Source organism: Achromobacter sp. ACM01, assembly GCF_014851745.1.
Taxonomy (GTDB): Bacteria; Pseudomonadota; Gammaproteobacteria; order Burkholderiales; family Burkholderiaceae_B; genus Achromobacter; species Achromobacter aegrifaciens.
In genome coordinates, this window is the sequence record NZ_JACVAF010000002.1 from 830,144 (window position 1) to 849,623 (window position 19,480).

General features: G+C 67.6%; 18 protein-coding genes. 12 read left to right on the forward strand and 6 right to left on the reverse strand.

The features are described from left to right. The first annotated feature begins 17 nt into the window (after nt 1-17). Entirely contained in the window at nt 18-1,100 is a 1,083-nt protein-coding gene (locus tag IB268_RS12230) for a site-specific integrase (RefSeq protein WP_192354308.1), read from the forward strand. Nucleotides 1,101-1,147: 47 nt separating this feature from the next. Then, complete coding sequence (locus tag IB268_RS12235) at nt 1,148-2,698, forward strand: sensor domain-containing diguanylate cyclase (protein ID WP_192354309.1); 1,551 nt, start codon at nt 1,148-1,150, stop codon at nt 2,696-2,698. 47 nt (nt 2,699-2,745) lie between these two features. On the opposite strand, the gene IB268_RS12240 is transcribed toward IB268_RS12235, so the two are convergent. Beyond that, nucleotides 2,746-2,883, reverse strand: a complete 138-nt coding sequence (locus tag IB268_RS12240; protein ID WP_166738303.1) for a hypothetical protein — start codon at nt 2,881-2,883, stop codon at nt 2,746-2,748. A 404-nt stretch (nt 2,884-3,287) separates the two neighbouring features. On the opposite strand from IB268_RS12240, the gene IB268_RS12245 reads away from it, so the two are divergent. The 3 genes from IB268_RS12245 to IB268_RS12255 all read left to right on the forward strand — a co-directional run bounded on the left by IB268_RS12245 (nt 3,288) and on the right by IB268_RS12255 (nt 6,051). After that, the gene (locus IB268_RS12245) at nt 3,288-3,800 is read left to right on the forward strand and encodes a GFA family protein (RefSeq protein WP_054454352.1); all 513 of its coding nucleotides are present in this window, start codon (nt 3,288-3,290) and stop codon (nt 3,798-3,800) included. Nucleotides 3,801-4,050: 250 nt separating this feature from the next. Continuing rightward, a complete protein-coding gene (locus IB268_RS12250) occupies nt 4,051-4,521 on the forward strand; it encodes a tripartite tricarboxylate transporter TctB family protein (protein WP_054454349.1) in 471 nt (156 codons plus the stop codon). A gap of 3 nt (nt 4,522-4,524) precedes the next feature. Next, nucleotides 4,525-6,051, forward strand: coding sequence for a tripartite tricarboxylate transporter permease (locus tag IB268_RS12255; protein ID WP_054454346.1), 1,527 nt, complete (start codon nt 4,525-4,527; stop codon nt 6,049-6,051). A 55-nt stretch (nt 6,052-6,106) separates the two neighbouring features. On the opposite strand, the gene IB268_RS12260 is transcribed toward IB268_RS12255, so the two are convergent. Further along, on the reverse strand, nt 6,107-6,427 hold the full coding sequence (locus IB268_RS12260; protein ID WP_054454343.1) for a SelT/SelW/SelH family protein: 321 nt from the start codon (nt 6,425-6,427) through the stop codon (nt 6,107-6,109). A gap of 73 nt (nt 6,428-6,500) precedes the next feature. Here IB268_RS12260 and IB268_RS12265 point away from each other — a divergent pair, with 73 nt between their 5' ends. Both IB268_RS12265 and IB268_RS12270 read left to right on the forward strand, forming a co-directional pair. Next, nucleotides 6,501-7,700, forward strand: a complete 1,200-nt coding sequence (locus IB268_RS12265; RefSeq protein WP_054454857.1) for a multidrug effflux MFS transporter — start codon at nt 6,501-6,503, stop codon at nt 7,698-7,700. Nucleotides 7,701-7,753: 53 nt separating this feature from the next. Next, nucleotides 7,754-8,548, forward strand: coding sequence for an enoyl-CoA hydratase (locus IB268_RS12270; RefSeq protein WP_054454340.1), 795 nt, complete (start codon nt 7,754-7,756; stop codon nt 8,546-8,548). A 35-nt stretch (nt 8,549-8,583) separates the two neighbouring features. Here IB268_RS12270 and chrA read toward each other — a convergent pair whose 3' ends face one another. Then, on the reverse strand, nt 8,584-9,834 hold the full coding sequence (gene chrA, locus IB268_RS12275) for a chromate efflux transporter (protein ID WP_054454855.1): 1,251 nt from the start codon (nt 9,832-9,834) through the stop codon (nt 8,584-8,586). Between the two features lie 226 nt (nt 9,835-10,060). On the opposite strand from chrA, the gene IB268_RS12280 reads away from it, so the two are divergent. Both IB268_RS12280 and IB268_RS12285 read left to right on the forward strand, forming a co-directional pair. Further along, nucleotides 10,061-11,356: an ATP-binding protein gene (locus IB268_RS12280; RefSeq protein WP_119449221.1), complete on the forward strand. Its 1,296-nt coding sequence runs from the start codon at nt 10,061-10,063 to the stop codon at nt 11,354-11,356. Nucleotides 11,357-11,465: 109 nt separating this feature from the next. Further along, on the forward strand, nt 11,466-11,945 hold the full coding sequence (locus tag IB268_RS12285; RefSeq protein WP_119449220.1) for a carboxymuconolactone decarboxylase family protein: 480 nt from the start codon (nt 11,466-11,468) through the stop codon (nt 11,943-11,945). On the opposite strand, the gene IB268_RS12290 is transcribed toward IB268_RS12285, so the two are convergent. Continuing rightward, nucleotides 11,942-13,372 (reverse strand): PLP-dependent aminotransferase family protein, encoded by a 1,431-nt coding sequence (locus IB268_RS12290; protein WP_192354310.1) that lies wholly within the window; start codon nt 13,370-13,372, stop codon nt 11,942-11,944. The genes IB268_RS12285 and IB268_RS12290 overlap by 4 nt on opposite strands. A gap of 93 nt (nt 13,373-13,465) precedes the next feature. Between IB268_RS12290 and IB268_RS12295 the strand changes: the two genes are divergently transcribed. The 3 genes from IB268_RS12295 (at nt 13,466) to IB268_RS12305 (ending at nt 15,201) form a co-directional block, all read left to right on the forward strand. Next, the gene (locus IB268_RS12295; protein ID WP_192354311.1) at nt 13,466-13,912 is read left to right on the forward strand and encodes a GNAT family N-acetyltransferase; all 447 of its coding nucleotides are present in this window, start codon (nt 13,466-13,468) and stop codon (nt 13,910-13,912) included. Continuing rightward, on the forward strand, nt 13,909-14,547 hold the full coding sequence (locus IB268_RS12300) for an FMN-dependent NADH-azoreductase (protein WP_192354312.1): 639 nt from the start codon (nt 13,909-13,911) through the stop codon (nt 14,545-14,547). The genes IB268_RS12295 and IB268_RS12300 overlap by 4 nt, the downstream gene beginning before the upstream one ends. Nucleotides 14,548-14,766: 219 nt before the next feature. Continuing rightward, the gene (locus IB268_RS12305) at nt 14,767-15,201 is read left to right on the forward strand and encodes a hypothetical protein (RefSeq protein WP_119449217.1); all 435 of its coding nucleotides are present in this window, start codon (nt 14,767-14,769) and stop codon (nt 15,199-15,201) included. Nucleotides 15,202-15,203: 2 nt separating this feature from the next. On the opposite strand, the gene IB268_RS12310 is transcribed toward IB268_RS12305, so the two are convergent. Further along, nucleotides 15,204-17,759 (reverse strand): fused MFS/spermidine synthase, encoded by a 2,556-nt coding sequence (locus IB268_RS12310; RefSeq protein ID WP_192354470.1) that lies wholly within the window; start codon nt 17,757-17,759, stop codon nt 15,204-15,206. A gap of 75 nt (nt 17,760-17,834) precedes the next feature. Continuing rightward, on the reverse strand, nt 17,835-19,472 hold the full coding sequence (locus IB268_RS12315; RefSeq protein ID WP_175180961.1) for an arylsulfatase: 1,638 nt from the start codon (nt 19,470-19,472) through the stop codon (nt 17,835-17,837). Nucleotides 19,473-19,480 lie beyond the last annotated feature (8 nt).

Here is a 19,480-nt window from a genome sequence, read left to right on the forward strand (position 1 = left end):
TCCCACCCTCTTCAACCATGACACAGCTGAAAACGCAGGCGCCGCTGCCCGTTCTGGACCCGCTCACCCTGGACGCCCAGGCTGATGCCGCCGCCAGCGCGCTGTTGCGCGAAGGCAGTTCGGCCAATACGGTCGCCAGCTACCGCGCCGCCATCCGCTACTGGAGCGCCTGGTTCGAGCTGCGCTATGCGCGCCCCTTTGCCCTGCCCTTGCCGGAAGCCGCCGTGATCCAGTTCGTGGTGGACCATGCCCAGCGCTCCACCGAGCAAGGCCTGAAATGGGAATTGCCGCTGGCGTTGGATCAGGAACTGGTCCGGCTCAAAGCCAAAGGCAGGCTGGGCGCGCCCAGCCTCAACACGCTGCTGCAGCGCATTTCCGTGCTGTCCAAGGCGCACGAACTTCAAGCCCACCCCAACCCCTGCCGCGCGGCCGCGGTGCGCGAGCTGCTTGCCAGGACGCGGCGCGCCTATGCCCGGCGCGGCGCGGCGCCGGCCAAGAAGGTGGCGCTCACGCGCGAACCGCTGGAGGCCATGCTGGCCACCTGTGACGATTCCCTGCGTGGCATGCGTGACCGCGCCCTGCTGCTGTTCGCCTGGGCCAGCGGCGGGCGCAGGCGCTCCGAAGTCGTTCATGCCACGATGGAAAACACGCGGCGCACGGCCGAGGGGTTTCTGTACGCGCTGGCGTATTCCAAGACCAACCAGGCGGGCGCCGTGCGCGCCAATGACCAGAAGCCCATCGTCGGCGTGGCTGCCCAGGCGCTTGACGCCTGGCTGCGCGCCAGCGGCATCACGCAAGGTCCGCTGTTCCGGCGCGTGCGGCGCGGCGACGTGCTGGGCGAGCCGCTGGCCGCGGCCGCGGTACGGGACATCGTGCAGGAACGCTGCAAGCTGGCCGGCCTGGAAGGCGAGTTTTCGGCGCACAGCCTGCGCTCGGGATTCGTGACCGAGGCGGGACGGCGCAACGTGCCGCTGGGCGACACCATGGCCATGACCGGACATGCCAGCGTGGCCACCGTCATGGGCTACTTCCGCGCCGGGGCGGCGGCCGAATCGCCCGCGGCCCGGCTGCTGGACGAGCCGGACGCCCCGCGCGGGTAAAATCCCGCGCACTCGCCGCAACCCGAATCCTGCCCGACACGATCTTCATGCGAATCAACCTACGCGGGCTGGTGCTTGCGCTTACCGTATGCAGCGCCCTCGCCGCTACCGCCAACGCCCTATACGCCAGTTACCGGGTGCAGCGTGAACAGCTCATCGCCAATACGCTGGAATCCAACCGGGTGTACGCCGCCAAGCTGGCGGAGAGCGCGGGCACCTTCCTGGACTCGGCCCTGCAGCAACTGGAGTACAGCGCCCGCCATGTCGCCTGGCGCTTCGATGCGCCGGAAGTCTTGAACGCGGAAGTCGCGCGCCTGCGGGAGCAGACGGACAGCTTCAACACGGTCGCCATCATCCGCGCCGACGGCGTCATGGTGGCGGCCAGCCAGGCCATCCGCAGCTTCCAGGGAACGCGGGTCGACAACGCCGCCAGCCGCATGGCGTTGCAGACGCGCAAGCCCCTGATCAGCAAGCCCTATGTGTCCGTTGCCGGCAACCTGCTGATCAACGTCTCGTATCCCATTCATTCCGAAAGCGGCATCTACCTGGGCTACGTGTCGGGCACGATCTACCTGCGCAACGAAGGCGCGCTGCACAACCTGCTGGGCAAGCATCCCTATCAGGACGGGTCTTATCTGTACGTGGTGGATAACGAGGGGCGGCTGATCTATCACGCCGAGAACGACCGCGTCGGCGAGGACGTCACCAGCAATCCCGCCGTGGCGGCGGTGATGCGCGGGGAGGATGGCGCGCAGCGCCTGATCAACACGCGCGGGGTGGACATGCTGGCCGGCTATGCCCACGTCTCGCGCAGCGGCTGGGGAATAATCGCGCAGCGCCCGGCGTTGGCCACGCTGGAGCCCTTGCACGATCTCATCTGGGCGCTGATCCGCTACGCGGCGCCCTTCGCCCTGCTGTTCCTGTTGGCGATCTGGTGGTGTGCGCGCAAGATTTCGCAGCCGCTGTCGCAACTGGCCACCAATGTCGAGCACCACGACATGGCGGTGGCCATGCAGCGGGTGCGCTCGGTGAAAGCCTGGTACTTCGAGGCGCAGCGCCTCAAGCGCGCGGTGATCCGCAGCTACTCGAGCCTGCAGGACAAGATCGGCAAGCTCAACCAGGCCAGCATTACCGATCCGCTGACCGGGCTGCGCAACCGTCGCGGCACGCGTCAGGCGGTGGATGCGCTGCAGGCGGCCGACACCCCCTTTGCGGTGATCGCGCTGGACATCGACCATTTCAAGCGAGTCAATGACACCTACGGCCACACGGTGGGCGACGAGGCGATACAGGGAATGGCGCAGTTGATGCGCGACTGTTCGCGCCCGACAGACATACTCTGCCGCAACGGCGGCGAGGAATTCCTGATCCTGCTGCCCGGCGCGGGCCCCAGGGAAGCAACGGGCATGGCTGAGCGCCTGCGCAAGACCACGGAGATGCGCCGTGCGAGCGGCTCTCCGGAAATCACGGTGTCAGCCGGCGTGGCGCACTGGACGGCCGGCAGCGCGGACGTGGATCTGGTCTTCCAGGCTGCGGATGCCGCGCTGTACGCGGCCAAGCAGCAGGGGCGAAATCGCGTGGTGACGCACGCGGGCTGACGCCCCTGCCCGCCCGGCGGCTATTTCAGGGTTATGGCAACGCCGGGTCAGGCGTCCTGGTCTTCGGCGGCATCGGCGTCCGCGGCAACGGTCTTGATGTCCGCTTCCTTATTGGTCTCGGGCGCCTTCCAGTCCAGGGGAGGAATCTCGAATTGCCACTTCTTGCCAACGAGTTGATGAGACATGAACGTTCTCCTGTTCAGGACGCATGGCTTTCCCCCGCGCAAAGCGCAATGCATGAGATTCGTGCGTGCCATGGATGCTGTTTCCAATGGATGCCATCGGAGCGCGGGGGGCATGCGCGCAGGCAACGCAAACGAAAATGGCGGCCGCGGCCGCCAGCGACTTACAAATCTTCTGGCACTTGGTTTTGTTATGATTTTGCCGAAAGATGCTGAATTTTAGCATTAAATTGCCTGAAATAGCAAGCGATTCTGGCGTGGACCACAAAGGCCGGCGCCCTGCCCCTGACGCGTCGACGCCGACAATGGCCAATGACGCAAATGCCCCCGCAACATGACGCGATCGCCACTCCCGCTGCCGGACGGGCCTTCATACACTGGATGCGCCCATTGTCCGGAGACTGATCGTGACCCACGCTCCCATCGAGGGCGGCTGCGATTGCGGCGCGGTCCGCTACCGCCTCGCCAGCCCGCCCATGTTCGTGCATTGCTGCCATTGCACCGTGTGCCAACGGCACGCCGGCACCGCCTTTGCGATGAACGCGGTGATCGAATCCGACCGCGTGCACCAGTTGCGGGGCGAGCTGCGCCGCCATCCCGCGGACAAGAACGCCAATGATGGCGAGACGGTCGTGGTCGTGCGCTGCGCGGCCTGCCTGGGCCTGTTGTGGAGCCATCACCCGGGGTTCGGCGAAACGGTGGCGCTGATCTATGCGGGCACGCTGGACCGCGCCGCCGACTTCCCGCCTGGCGCGCATTGCTTCGTGCGCTCCAAGCACCCGTGGGTGGGCATACCGGACGACGTGCCGGCGGCCGAAGCGTTCTACGACATGGACGCCTGCTGGCCCCAGGCCGCCAGGCAGCGCCTTGACGCCGCGCTGGCCGGCAGCCCGCGCAAGCCCTGGACGCCCAAGGGCTGAATACCCCGCCGCAACAACGCGCGGCGCAACGCCGCAACACCCGTCTGCGCGCCGCGCATCGACCCTGCCCGCAATCCTCGCGCGCTTAGGGATTTCCCCCGTTTTTGCGGAAAAAAAGCCTGTTTGGCGCATATCCCGTGTCCCTGAAAGGTGAACGGAAGTTTGAATTCCTAGACTTCCGCGTTCATTCAAAAGTCAGCTTTTGTTCAGAACGTAGTCAGGCAAAAGCACAACAACGGGAGGACTACAGATGCAATCCAAACGCAGCGCCGCGCGGCGCGAAGTCTGGGCCGCCGGCACGATGATCGTGCTGGGCCTGGGCGCCATCGCGCAGGCATCCACCTACAACATCGGCAGCCTGGCGCGCATGGGGCCAGGGATGTTCCCGGCGATCCTGGGCGTGCTGCTGGTGCTGTTGGGCCTGATCATCGCGCGCATGGCCGCGGCGCCCGCGGCAGCCGATGACGACGCCGAGGACGAGCCTCCGCCCGACTGGCGCGGCTGGGGCTGCATCATCGGCGGACTCATGGCCTTCATCCTGGTGGGCAAATACGGCGGCCTGGTGCCCGCGACCTTCGCGCTGGTCTTCATTTCCGCGATGGGCGACCGCCAGCACACGCCGCGCAGCGCGGCGCTGCTGGCCGCCGGTGTGACCGTGCTGGGCGTGGCCGTTTTCTCCTGGGCGCTGCAACTGCAGTTTCCGCTGTTCCGCTGGGGCTGATCGATGGAAATCTTCAACAACCTGATGCACGGGTTCTCCGTCGCCTTCGCGCTGGACAACCTCATGTGGGCCGTGTTCGGCGTGTTCATGGGCAACCTTATCGGCGTGCTGCCGGGCATGGGCGTGCTGGCCGCGATCTCCATCCTGCTGCCGCTGACCTACACCATGACGCCCACGGCGGCGCTGGTGATGCTGTCAGGCATCTACTACGGTTCGCAGTACGGCGGCGGCATTACCTCCATCATGCTGAACCTGCCTGGCACCGCATCACACGCGGTGGCCTGCCTGGACGGCAATCCGCTGGCGCGCAACGGCAAGGCTGGCTCGGCGCTGTTCATGCTGATGTTCTCGTCGTTCTGCGGCGCGTCGGTCGGCATCCTGGCGATGATTCTGTTCTCGCCCATGCTGGTTGACGTGGCCTTCAAGTTCGGCCCCGCCGAGTACTTCTCCATGATGATGCTGGGCCTGCTGGCCGGCGCCACCTTGGCCAAGGGGTCGGCGATCAAGGGCGTGGCGATGGTGGTGGTGGGCCTGCTGCTGGGCGTGGTGGGCACCGACGTCAACACCGGCACGATGCGTTTTCACTTCGGCATCCTGGAACTGTCCGACGGCCTACAGATCGTGGCGCTGGCCATGGGTCTCTTCGGCGTGGCGGACTTCCTGAAGAACATCAACCGCATCGGCGGCGACGCCAAGGTGACCACCGCCAAGATCAGCATGAAGTCGATGCGGCCCGAAGCCGGCGACATCAAGCAGTCGCGCGGCGCGCTGGTGCGCGGCACGGCAATCGGCGCGGCCTTCGGCATCCTGCCCGGCACCGGCCCTACCATCGCCTCGTTCATTTCGTATGCGACGGAAAAGAAGGTGGCGCGCGAGCCGCGCCGCTTCGGCCGCGGCGCCATCGAGGGCATCGCCGGACCGGAAGCGGCCACCAGCGCCTCGACCCAGACCAGCTTCATTCCCACCATGAGCCTGGGCATCCCTGGCGATCCGGTGATGGCGTTGATGCTGGGCGCGCTGATCATCCACGGCATCCAGCCGGGACCGCAGATGATGGTGGAGCACGCCGACATGTTCTGGGGGCTGATCGCCAGCTTCTGGGTCGGCAACGTGCTGTTGCTGCTGTTGAACCTGCCGCTGATCGGCATGTGGGTGCGGCTGCTGACGGTGCCGTTCCGCTACCTGTTCCCGGCGGCGCTGTTCTTTGTTTGCGTGGGCGTCTACAGCACCAACAACAATCTGTTCGACGTGGCCATGGTGACCTTGTTCGGCGCGGCGGGCTACGCGCTGATCCGCATGCGCTTCGAACCCGCGCCGCTGTTGCTGGGCTTCGTGCTTGGCCCCATGGTGGAAGAGAACTTCCGCCGCGCCCTGCTGCTGTCGCGCGGCGACCTGACGATCTTCGTCTCGCGGCCCATCAGCCTGGGCTTCGTGGTGGCGTGCGTGGGGTTGATTGCGCTGCTGGTGGTGTCGGCCATGCGCCAACGCAAGCAGCGTGTGGGCCTGGCGCAAGCGGAGTCTTCCGCCTGACGACTGCCGCTGCGTGGCGACGGACCGGCTCCTGCGGGGCCGGTCCGTATGCGCTTCAGGCGTCGGGCGCGGCCAGCGGGCCGGCGGTGTGGCCGTCGATATGGCCCAGCGTGCGCCCGGGATCCAGACGATCGCGCACGCGCTGCTTCAGTTCCTTGGCCGAGGGGAAGCCGCCATCGCTCTTGCGGTCCCAGATCAGGTCGCCGTTGTAGGTGACCTGGAAGATCCCGCCGGTGCCGGGCTGCAGCACGACCTCGCCCAGATCGATGGAAAAGGTGGACAAGAGTTCCTGGGCCATCCAGCCGGCGCGCAGCAGCCACTGGCACTGCGTGCAGTAATGGATGACGATGCGGGGGCGCAGGGCGGGTGTGTTCATAGCTGGAAGATTCTACGCCGGTTCATGGATAATATCGGGTTTTCCCGGGTCTGCGATGGACCCCGAGCCTGCCATGAAGTCTGCATTATCCCCCCGCGGCCAACGCTGGCTGATCGGCCTCCTGATGGGGCTGGTCACGCTTACGCCCATGGGCATCGACATCTATCTGCCCTCCCTGCCCGTCATGGCGCAGGATTACGGCCAGCCTGTCACCGCGCTGCAAGCCAGCATCACCCTCTTCATCTTCGCCGTCGGCGTGGGCCAGATTCTGATCGGCCCGCTGGCCGACCGCTATGGCCGGCGGCCAGTTGCGCTGGGCGGCGCGCTGGCGTATCTGCTGGGCTCGGCGCTGGGCGCCGCGGCCACGTCGCTGGACGTGTTCTATGCCGCGCGCGTGATCCAGGGGCTGGGCGCGTGCTCGGCCTCGCTGGTGGCCTTTGCCGCGGTGCGCGACTGCTTCAGTCCCGCGGTGGGCGCGCGCGTCTACAGCTATTTGAACGGCGCCTTATGCACCGTGCCCGCGCTGGCGCCCATGGTGGGCGGCGCGCTGGCCGTGCATGCGGGCTGGCGCAGCACCTTCGTCTTCATGGTGCTGTTCGCCCTGACGCTGGCCGGCTTTCTGGCGATCCGCTTCGAGGAAACGCGCGCCGCGCCTCCCAGACAGCAAGGCCCGCTCTACAGCCTGCGCCGCTATGCGCCGATCGCGGCCAGCGGACGCTTTCTGTACTTCGCGGCGTTCGGCATGGCCGGCATGGCGATGATCCTGGTGTTCGTATCCGCCGCGCCCGTGGTGCTGGTGCAGCAGCTGGGCTATTCCGAACTGGGCTTCTCCGCCTGGTTCGGCGGCAACGCGGCGATCAACATCGGCGCCTTCTTCCTGGCTCCCGCCTTCATCGCGCGCTATGGCCGCCACACCATGGTGCGCGTGGGCATGGCCGCCCTGCTCGCGGCCGCCGCCATGCACCTGGCCGCTTGGCTGTGGCTGCCCTTGTCGGCCTGGATCTTCATGTTGCCGGTGGCGGTGTTGACCGTGGGCTTTTCGCTCGCGCTGGGATCCGGGCTGAGCCTGGCGCTGGAGCCCTTCGCCGAGCGCGCCGGCACCGCGGCCGCGGTGTATGGCTTGTTCCAGATGAGCGGATCGGCCGTCATCGCCACCCTTTTGCTGGACAGCGGCATGGCGCCCCAAGCGGCGATGGCGCTGATCGGCGCGGTCATCGTCGGGCCGCTGCTGTGCCTGTCGCCGGGCATGGCGCGGCGCCTGGCTGCGGGCTGACGCCGAGCCGCGTAAGCCTCTACTATCCAGGGATAGCCCACCCTGGAGACGACATGAATAACGAACAAGCGGCGCAAGAGCCGATCCTGGCGCGCCACGCCGAAGGCGGCGTGGTGACGCTGCGCCTGAACCGCCCGGGCCAGTTCAACGCGCTGTCCGAAGGCATGCTGGCCGCGCTGCAGGCGGAGATCGACGCTTTGTCGCGCGATGCCGGCGTGCGCTGCGTGGTGCTTGAATCCAGCGGCCGGGCGTTCTGCGCCGGCCACGACCTGCGCGAAATGCGCAGCCAGCCCTCGCTGGATTATTACCGCGACCTTTTCAGGAAATGCAGCGCCGTGATGCAAGGTTTGCAGGCATTGCCGGTGCCGGTGATCGCCAAGGTGCACGGCATCGCCACCGCGGCGGGCTGCCAACTGGTGGCCAGCTGCGACCTGGCCGTGGCGGCCGACACGGCGAAGTTCGCGGTGTCGGGCATCAACGTCGGCCTGTTCTGCTCCACGCCCGCTGTCGCCCTCAGTCGTAACGTATCGGCCAAGCGCGCCTTCGAAATGCTGGTGACGGCGCGCTTCATCGATGCCGGCCAGGCCAGGGATTGGGGCCTCATCAACGACGCCGTGCCCGAGGCGCAACTGGATCAGCGCGTGCGCGCACTGGTGGATGACATCCTGGCCAAGAGCCCCACGGCCATCCGCTACGGCAAGCGCATGTTCTACAAGCAGCGGCAGATGGCGCTGGCGGATGCCTACGACTATGCGGGCGACGTGATGGCGCGCAACATGATGGAAGCCGACGCCTGCGAAGGCATAGACGCCTTCCTGCAAAAACGTCCGCCGCGCTGGCAGTCCTGATTCGACGCTGCGGGGCCGCGCCGCCCGCGGCTCCGCTAGGCCAAGGCCCAGCCGCCGGCCGCGGCCAGCAGCACCACCCAGACGGGCGACCAGCGTGCATAGACCAGCAGGCCGAACAGCAGCAAGGCCAGGCCGAAATCCACCCGATCGCGGATGGCGCTGGTCCAGACCGGGTCGTACAGGGCCGATAGCAGGATGCCCACGACGCTCGCGTTCACGCCCGCGATCAGGTTGCGCACGCCGGGCCGCCGCCGCAGGCTTTCCCAGAACGGCAGCGCCGCCGCCACCAGCAAGGCGCCCGGCAGGAAGATCGCCGCCAGCAACACCAGTCCGCCGGCCCAGCCCGACAAGGGGCCCGACGACATCGCGCCCAGGAAGGCGGCAAAGGCGAACAGCGGCCCCGGCATGGCCTGCGCCGCGCCATAGCCTGCCAGGAAATCGGCGTTGGAAACCATGCCTCCCGCCACCGAGGCGGATTCCAGCAAGGGCAGCACCACGTGGCCGCCGCCGAACACCAGCGCGCCCGCGCGGTAGAAGCCTGAGAGCTGCTGCGCCAGCGGCATGCCGCTGATCGCCGCCCAGGCCGGCAAGACCGCCAGCAGCAGCACGAACAGCGCCAGGGCCGTGTATCCCGCGCGGCGCGACACATTCAACGGCGGCACCGCCAGCGCAGGTCGCGGCGGCACCTGCAGCGCGGCCAGGCCGGCGATGGCGCCCAGCAGGATCGCGCTCAATTGCCCCAGGGTCGTCGGCATGAGGATGGTGATGAGCGCCGCCGCCACCGCCAGTCCCGCCCGTTCGCGGTCAGGACAGAGCGAGCGGCCCATGCCCCAGACCGCTTGCGCAATGATGGCCACCGCGGCGATCTTCAGTCCATGGATGGCGCCCGACGCGGACAGCCAGCCGAACTGCGCCAGCCCCAGCGCGAAGAGGATCAGCGCCACGGCCGTGGGCAGCGTGAACGCCACCCAGGCCGCCAGCATGCCGGCCCATCCGGCGCGTTTCAGGCCTATCGCCATGCCGACCTGGCTGCTGGCCGGCCCCGGCAGGAACTGGCACAGCGCCACCAGGTCGGAATACGCATAGTCGTCCAGCCAGCGCCTGCGCTCCACGAATTCCGTGCGGAAATACGCCAGGTGCGCCACCGGCCCGCCGAAGGACGTCAGCCCGAGGCGCAGGAATACCAGGAAGACTTCCAGACAGGACCCCCGGCCGGGCTGCTCGCGCGTGGCAGTGGCGGGCTTGCTGGCGACGTGTTCGTCTTGGTGGGGAGGCAGCGGCGGCATGGGATTCGGCTTCATCGGCAGGCGGGGCATGAGGGTCCTGCCCCCGCCCCATGCTTATAGCCGGGCGCCGCGGCGGATTCAACCGCCTGAACGGGCCGGGCCATATGGCGGGTTTACCTCGCCCGCGTAGCCGCTACAAACAACTTTACAAATACCCTACAAATATCGGCGGACTGCCCGGCGGCATGCCCCTAGCATCGCGAGTCCTCATCCGGCCGTATCCCCCATGTTCAAGTTCGCGATCCGCATCTTCGTCGTCGCCGCCATCGGTTATGTCGCGGGGTCGCAGCTGGTGGAACGCAGCTTGATGTATCTGCTGGATTCGGTCAGCGCGGATCTGTCGTACCAGGCTGTCCGGGGACAGATGCATGTGCTGCGCACGGAACTCGACAGCATTGCGCCGGCCGCTCGCGCCGAGCGCCTGCGCGACGACATCCAGCCGCTTTACGGCCTGGGCCTGGGTCTGCTGGCCGATGCCGACGTCACGCCCAGCACAGAGGAACAGCGGCAATTGGCCACGCTGGGCATCATCATGCGCGACGATTACAACGTCTATCTCGCGCCCTTGGCGGGCCAGCCCCGGCAGTGGCTGGAAGTCCGCCTGCCGCGCGCGCCGGTGCTGGAGCGATGGGTCACCGTCGGCGTCTGGACCGCGCTGAGCCTGATCGTGGGCATCATCCTGCTGCTGCTGTGGGCCCTGCCCCTGTGGCGCGACCTGGACCGGCTGCGCAACGCCACGCTGCGCATGGGCCAGGGAGACCTGGGCGCGCGGGTGCGGCTGTCGCGCCTGGCCGGCATGCGGCACGTGGGCGAAAGCTTCAACCAGATGGCCGAGCGCATTTCGGCGCTGGTCGAAAACCAGCGCAGCCTGACCAACGCGGTCTCCCACGAATTGCGCACGCCGCTGGCGCGACTGTCCTTCGAGGTCGCCATGCTGGGCCAGGACCAGCACCTGCCCAAGCGGCACCAGATACTGCGCGACATGCAGGCCGACATCTGCGAACTGGAAACGCTGGTGGCCGAATTGCTGGTCTATGCGCGGCTGGAACGCCCCACCGACGACACCGTCCGGCTGGAAACCGTGGACACCTGCGACTGGCTGGGCGAAGCGCTGGCGCAGGTGGCGCACCAGGCCGAGGCGCGTGCGATCCAGTGCCATGTGCATCGCGACTACCCGCCGCGCGTGCGGCTGCATCCGCGCTACATGAGCCGGGCCTTGCTGAACCTGGTGCAGAACGCGGTGCGCTACGCCAGCCGCCACGTGGAGGTCAAGCTCACCCAGTGCCCGTCGGGCGGCTTCGAGCTGATCGTGGACGACGACGGCGGCGGCATCGCGCCCGCCGACCGGACACGCGTGTTCGAACCCTTCATCCGCCTGGATGAAAGCCGCGACCGCGGCACCGGCGGCGCCGGCCTGGGCCTGGCCATCGTCTGGCGAGTGGCCGCCAGCCACGGCGGCGGTATCGAAATCCACGACAGCCCCCTGGGCGGCGCACGCTTCGTGTTGCGCTGGCCGGCCTGAGCATGGCCCAGGCGAAAACTCCATTTATGGCACTACCTTCCTGGTCCAAGCCGCGGCATCCTGTCGGCACGAGATTCCGCTCGGCAACACGCATCGAAAAGGTAGGAACATGACCCAGCGTTTGAATTACTTCCAGGTATCCGAGGAACAGTCCAGGAAGTACCTGGAATTCAGCATGTCGCTGAAGAAGACCCCCATCGTGCAGGAGGTCGGCGAACTGGTGGATATCCGCGCGTCGCAAATCAACGGCTGCGGCTTTTGCCTGGACATGCACGTCAAGCAGGCCCGCATCGCCGGCGAGCGCGAACTGCGCCTGCATCACATCGCCATCTGGCGCGAGTCCACACTGTTCTCGCCGCGCGAGCGCGCCGCGCTGGCCTGGACCGAGGCGGTCACCACCCTGTCGGCGCAGGGCGTATCGGATGCGGTCTATGAGGACGTGCGCGCGCAGCTGTCCGAAAAGGAAATTTCCGACCTGACCCTGCTGGTGGTCGGGATCAACGGCTGGAACCGGCTGAACGTGGCATTGCGCACCGTGCCGGGTTCGGCCGACGCGGCCTACGGCCTGGACAAGGCCGGGCTGAACTAGGACTGCATCAGCTGCAGTATGCGCAGACCCAGTTCACGGGCCTGCGCCTGCGTGGCGATATTGGTGAAGCTGAGCAGCAGCGCCGATTGCCCCTGCGGGGCGGCGTGCCAGCGCGACAATACGCCCGCATACATGCCCTGCTCTTCCATCCGCCCGGCCAACCCCACGTCGCTCTGGCCGTCTTCCAGGCGCGCCACCAGATGCATGCCGCCGGGCTGCGGCTCGATCCGCAGGCGCTGCTCCAGCGCATCATTCAGGCCCGCCACGGTCGCGGCGCGCCGTTCCGCGTACAGCTTGCGCATGCGCTGGATGTGGCGGCCGAAATGGCCTTCGGCCATGAAGGCGCTCAATATGGCCTGGGTCAGGCCAGGCGCAGCGCCCGCCTGCAAGCGCGCGGACTGCGCGAAGCGTCCAGCCTGCGCCTCGGGCACCACCAGATAGGCCAGCCGCAGGCCGGGAAACAGCACCTTGCTGAAGGTGCCCGCATACAACACCCGCTCCTGCGTATCCAGGCTCTTCAAGGCCGGCAGCGGACGGCCGACGTAGCGGTATTCGCCGTCGTAATCGTCTTCCACGATCCAGGCCCCGCAGCGTTCGGCCCAGTCCAGCAAGGCCTGCCGGCGCGGCAATGACAAGGACATGCTCAAGGGGCTTTGATGGGCAGGCGTCACCACCGCGCCGCGCGCCCGCCCCGCCCGCTCGATGCCGGCGCCGACCATGATGCCGTCCTGGTCCACCGGCACGGGCACAGGCTTCAAGCGCGCCTGCTCCAGCAGCGCGCGGGTTGGCGGATAGCCTGGATCTTCCATCCAGACCTGGTCGCCGGCTTCGAACAGCGTCTGCAGGATCAGCGCCATCGTGCTGTTGTAGCCGGTGGTGATGAACACCTGCGAGGGCTGGCAATGGATGCCGCGCGCCACTTGCAGATAGGCGGCGGTCGCGCTGCGCAGGGCTGGCAGGCCGCCGCTGGGCGGATAGGCCAGGTCCCCGGCCTGCAGGCCGCGCAGTTGCCGCGCGCCCAGGCGGGCCCAGAGCTTGCGGGGAAATTCATCCAGCGCCGGCAAGCCCATCTGGAACGGCCGCAGGCCCGAGGGTTCGCGCCAGCCCGGGCCGTCGCCGGGCGTCTCGGCAGGAATGGCCACGGCGGGCGGCGGCGCGTGCTGGGGCTGCAGGTCGGGCGCCACCACCGTGCCGGCCTGGCCGCGCGCCTGGATATAGCCTTCCGACGCCAGCAGTGAATACGCGACCTCCACCGTGCCGCGCGCCACGCCCATCTCCTTGGCCAGCGCCCGCGCCGATGGAATGCGGTCGCCTGGCTTGAGCGTGCCCTGCGCGATGGCGCCGCGAAAGCGCTCGTAGACCTGGCGGTACAGAGGCTCGGCGCCGTCCGGCGGCACGGGCGGGTCCTGGGGCTGCGGGCTGATCATGGCATAGTCCAGAATTCAATTTATGGCCCTTCTAATTATGGCATGCGGCTCCTAACATGACTGCACTTGAACCCTGACACCGCCAGTGCATCCATGACCGACGCCACTATGCAACACCTCGAAAGCCCGCAGGACCTAAGGGCCTGCCTGCCGCTCATGCGCGAGCTCAGGCCCCATCTGAAAAACGAAGCCGATTTCGTCGAACGCGTGTGCCGCATGCGCGCCGACGGCTACCGGCTGCTGGCCGCCATGGACCATGGCCAAGCCGTCGCGCTGGCCGGCTACCGCGTGCAGGAAAACCTGATCTACGGCCGCTTTCTGTACGTGGACGACCTGGTGGTGGCGGACGGCCGCCGCGGCGAACGCTGGGGCGCCCGGCTCCTGCAAGCCCTGGACGCCGCCGCGCGCGGCCACGGCTGCGCCCGCCTGGTGCTCGACACCGGCCTGGGCAACGCCCTGGCCCAACGCTTCTATTTCCGCGCCGGTCTGTTGACCAGCGCCATCCGATTCAGCAAATCCCTGGAAACCTCCGCCTCATGAATATCCTGCGCATCATCTGCAGCCCGCGCGGCCGCGCCTCCGAAAGCTATCGCCTGTCGCAAGCCATCGTCGACCAATTCACCGCCGCCGCGCCCGACGCGGCCGTGGTCGACGTCGACGCGACCGCCCTGCCCCTGGTCGACTCCGACTACGCCGCCACGCTGAGCGCGCGCCAGGACCCCACGGACGGACGCGAGAATCGGGGCGCGCTGGGCCGCTCAACCGAACTGATCCAGTCCCTGCAGGCCGCGACCCACGTCGTCATCGCGACTCCGATGCACAACTTCACCGTGCCGGCATCGTTGAAAACCTGGATCGACCACGTGGTGCGGGTGCGCAGCACCTTCCAGATCACGGCGCGCGGCAAGGAAGGCAGCCTGGAGGACCGTCCGGTATACGTGGCGATCTCGTCCGGCGGCGACTTCGGCTGCGACGGGCAAAGCCAGCCGGACTTTCTCACGCCTTATCTTAGGCACGTGCTGGGCACGATGGGCCTGAAGAACGTGACGTTCTTTTCGGTGCAGGGCACGGCGCGGGGCGCGGACGCGTTGCAGGCGGCCCGCGCGCAGGCGCAATCGGAGATCGTCGCGCATCCGTTCGCGGCGGGTCTGCATCCGGAATTCGCGGCAGCTTGATCGCGCCGGGGCTGGTGCCCGCGCATCATGGCGCGCGCACCAAGCCGCCTCATGCTTAGGAATAGCGCCGGCGCCGAGCCCGCTTACGCAAGAAGTATTAGGCAATCGGGCTGCGTTGACACCCCCAAATAGCCGGCACTACGCTCTTGGCCAGAACCCTCTCGCCTGACCAGACTACGCCGTACTTCCTCATTCGGGCATGGGTGCAGGAGGCGTGCAATGACACTGACCAGTCCTGGTATTTTCCTGGCGGCCGCGCTTGCGCTGTGGGTCCTCGCCGCGCCGCGCGCCGAGGCGGCCTGCAGCGACAAGAAGATCGTGGCGATGGCCAACGACGGCCGCACGGTCAACGCCATTGCCAAAGCCTGCAGCATGCCGACGGCCAAGGTCCGGGGCGTGATCGAGCGCGCCGATGCGAACGACGAAGCGCCGCCGCCCGCGCCCAAGGCCAAGGCCGAACGCGCCGCTGTGCCGGAGCTGCCCAAGAAACTGCCGTCCGGAGCCGGCCTTGCCTCATGCGATTGCCAGGGCATGGTGCCCTATGGCGAACGGGCGCCGGACCTGCGCTGCCAGAGCGGCATGTCGATGGCGACGCCCTGCGCGGGCTATTGCTCGCCCCACGGGGTCGCGCCATGGCGGCGCATATGTAGTTAGCCCTACTGCCTGGCGCTGGGCATGAACCAGCGGTAGTAGGCGTTGTCGCCATCATCGCGCGCCAGCTTGTTCATTTCCCTGCCCCAGGTTTCACGATCCCCCACATAGGCCGCCAGCGACGCCCGGTAGAACGTGTCGAGCCGCGCCCGCTCCAGTTCCATGTCGGCGCGCAGCGCGTCGGACGCGCCGGTCAGCGGCGGTTCGCTGCGCAGGGCCAGCAGCGCGGGCAGGACGCGCGCCACTTCGCGCGGGCGGACCCAGGTCGCGTACTCGATGCCCGGGCGGTCGTCGGTCACGGCCGGGGTATCGCCGGCAAAGCGCGCCAGGCCTTCCCGGTCCGTGACCCAGGTGGACAACAAGGCGGCGGCGGATGGCACGCCCACAGCCTGCAACGCGGCGGCGGTATCGGGCTGGCCGTAGCGCGCCTGGATGCGGGCCGCGTCCAGCGTCAGCGGCTGCATGGAACCCAGCAGCAGCATTTCATGCAGTTCGCTGGTCCAGAGCTGGGCATGCGGAAACACCTGGATGAAGCTGGCGATGAGCGCGCGGGTGTCGTCTTCGTTCTGCGTGGGCAGCGGCAGCCATTGCGCCACGATGCCTTGCGGCGCCAGCCGGCTTGCGGCCAGTTGGTAGAAGTCGCGGGAATACAGATTCACCACGCCCGCGGCGGAAGGCGGCGGCGGCTCCAGCGTGATCAGGTCCCAGCGTTCGGCGCTGGCCTGCAGCTCGCGGCGTCCGTCGCGCAGCCGCTTGTCCAGGCCAGGATCGGTGGCGGCCTGGAACGTGCCCTGGAAGTGCGGCGCGGCGCGCAGCACCGCTGGCAGCAGCTCGGCGACCGCCCGCTTTTCCAGCCCGCGGTATTGCGACAAGGCGCCCGCCGTGATGCCGGTGCCATAGCCCACGACCAGCGCGGACTTGGGTTCGCCCGCATGCACGATCAAGGGCAGCAGCGCCTGCAGCCGCATGTAGCGCAGCGAAGGCATGGCGTCGCCCGAATTCGATACGCCCTGGATGTAGAGGCGGTGGAAGCGGTTGCCGTTGCCGGCGCGCTCGACCACGGCCACGGTGCCGCCATGGCTTTCCTCGTAGAACACCAGGCCCGCGCCGCTCGCCCCAGGCAGTAGCCGCGCAAACTGGTCTGCCGGCAGCGTGGCGATCAGCGCCAGCGTGGCGAGGCCCGCGATGCCGGTGGCCCACCCGGTGGCGGCGCGGCCGTCCGCACGCCCGCGCCAGGCGGCAACGGCGCCCACCGCCGCGGCGATGGCCGCCAGCACGCTCAGCGTGCGTACCAGCCCCAGGGCGGGCAACAGCAGGAATCCCGTCAACAAGGTGCCCGCGATGCCGCCCAGCGTGTTGCAGGCGAGCACGGCCCCGGCTTCCCGCCCCACTTGCCGGTCGCCCACCGCGATACGCAGCACGGCGGGAAACGCCGCGCCCAGCAGCAGCGTGGGCGCCAGCACCAGGCTGGCCGCCGCCACCGCGAAGCGCGCGCACATGCCGGCAAAGCCGCTGCCCGTCCATTGAAAGACCGCCGCTTCCGCCTGCGTCTGGGCCACGATCAGCCATTTGCCCAGCAAGGCCACCTCCAGCACCGCGATCAGGCCTGCGCCAGCGATCAGGAAGCCGAACACCGGCCAGGGATTGCGCACGCGATGGGCCCAGCGCGCATAGAGCGCCGCGCCGATGGCCAGCCCGGCCAGATAGGTGGCCAGCACGATGGCGAAGGCGAACGCACGCGTGCTCATGAAGGGCACGATCATCTGCGACCAGATCACTTCGTAGCCCAGCGCCACCGCGCCAGCCACCGCGTACAGCGCCACGGCCAGGCGCGCCTCGCCCGACAAGGGCGCCGCAGCGGCCTGCGGATTGTCGGCGGGCGCCGCGCTGCCGCCTGCCCTGCGGTCCAGCATCCAGGCGCCCAGCGCCGCCAGCACGTTGAGCGAGGCCGCGGCCAGCGCCGCACCTTGCACGCCGAAGCGCGGAATCAGGAAAAACGCGGGCAGCAATGCGCCCAGGATCGCGCCGCAGGTATTCGCGGCGTACATCGCCCCGCCAGAGCGGCTCACGTCCGTGCCCTGATGCCGGCTCACGGCGCGCAGCAGCACCGGCAAGGTACCGCCCATCAAGAATGCGGGGACGGCCAGCATCAGCCCTACCGCCAGCCAGGCCGCCAGGCTGCTATGGGCCTCGACCGCGACAAAGGCGGCGGCGCTGCGCGCCAGCAGCCATGTGACGGCGACACAGGACAGCGCCACGCCCGCTTCCAGCATGGCGTAGAAGCGTACCGGGCGCCGCAACTGGTCCGCCTTGCGGCCCAACAGCCAGCCGCCCAGCGCCAGGCCCAGGAAGAATGCGCTGACAGCGCCGGCGATGGCGCTGACCTCCACGCCCACCACCAGCGACAACTGCTTGATCCACAGCACCTGGAACACCAGGGCCGCCGTTCCGGACAGGAACAGCAGCGCGGCCGGCCGGACCGCCGTCAGGGCGCGCCCTTGCGCCGCCTTGTCGTCCACATCATGTCCCTGCATCGCTGCCTCGCTTGCCCCCATGCCCATCATGCTGCTCCTGCTGCGTTGCCGGGCGGCGCGACAGGCGCCGCCCGGTACTGTCCCGGCTTGCGCCGGAACCGGCTACTTCGACTTCTGTTTCTCCATATCTTCGAAGTGTTTCTCCATAGCCTTGTTCACCCGCTCCTGCACCTGGTCCACACTGAAGCTGGCCGGCCGCTGGCTGGGCGGATAGGTAATGAAGGTCTCCAGGAACGCTGACGCCTTCATGGTGGCGATGGCCGTCAGGTAGGAGTTTTTGGCCAGCCAGTCGTTGTACTGATCCGAGGTGATGTCGGCACGCTCATACGGATCCATGCGCAGGTTGAAGATTTTCGGCACGCGCAGGCAGACGAAGGGATCCTGCCAGACGTTGAAGTTCCCCGGCGCGCGCTGTTCGCAAAACACGGCCTTCCAATCGCCCCAACGCATGCCTACCAGCAGGCCGTCGTCGTTGAAGTAGAAGAACTCGTCGCGCGCACTCTTGTCCTGCTTGCCAGTCAAATAGCCCAGCTGGTTGTAGCCGTCCAGATGCACTTTGAACTTGGTGCCGCCGGCCTGCGGCGCCCAGCCGTCCAGCAGCCGTTCCTTCACGTTGGCGTCGCCGGTGGCGGCCAGCAGAGTCGGGAACCAGTCCATGCCGGATACCATGCCGCGCTTGACTTCCCCGGCGGGAATCTTGCCAGGCCAACGGACCATGGCTGGCACGCGGAACGCGCCTTCCCAGTTGGAGTCCTTTTCGCTGCGGAATGGCGTAGTGGCGGCATCCGGCCAGGTGAAGGCGTTGGGTCCGTTGTCGGTGGTGTAGACGACGATGGTGTTGTCGGCGATGCCCATGTCGTCCAGCTTCTTCAAGAGCTTGCCCACGTCCTGGTCATGCTCCCACATGCCATCGGCGTAGTCATTGCCGGGCATGCCGCTCTTGCCCTTGTGTTCGGGCCGGATATGCGTGTAGATGTGCATGCGCGTGGTGTTCATCCACACGAAGAACGGCTTGTCTTCCTTGCCGTGCTTGTCGATGTACTCGATAGCGGCGCCAACGGTTTCGTCGTCGATGGTCTCCATGCGCTTGGTGGTCAAGGCGCCCGTGTCCTGCACCTTGCCGTCGGCCGTGGCCTTGATCACGCCGCGCGGAGAAAAGTTCTTCACGTAGGGATCGTTGGGGTCCTTGGGCCAGTACGGGCGTTCGGGCTCTTCTTCGGCATTCAAGTGATACAGGTTGCCAAAGAACTCGTCGAAGCCATGGCGCGTCGGCAAGTATTCGTCGCGGTCGCCAAGATGGTTCTTACCAAACTGCGCCGTGTTGTAGCCCTGCGACTTCAAGGCCTCGGCTATGGTGATGTCGCCCTTCTGCAATCCGACCGTCGCGCCGGGTGCGCCGACCTTGGACAAGCCGGTACGCAGTGGCGATTGACCCGTGATGAAGGACGAGCGGCCTGCCGTGCAGCTGTTCTCGGCGTAGTAATCCGTGAACATCGCGCCTTCCTTGGCGATGCGGTCGATATTGGGCGTCTGATAGCCGACCACGCCGTGCGCATAGGCGCTGATATTCGCCTGCCCGATGTCGTCGCCGAAGATCACCAGGATGTTCGGCTTCTTGCCCGATGGCGCCGCCTGGCCCTGATTGGCCGCAGGCGCCTGGGTCTGCGCCTGCGCGCTTGCCAGTGCCATGAGGCCTGTTGCGGCGAAGAGCGCCGCGCTCAACAGTTTTCTTGCGTTCATCGCTTTCT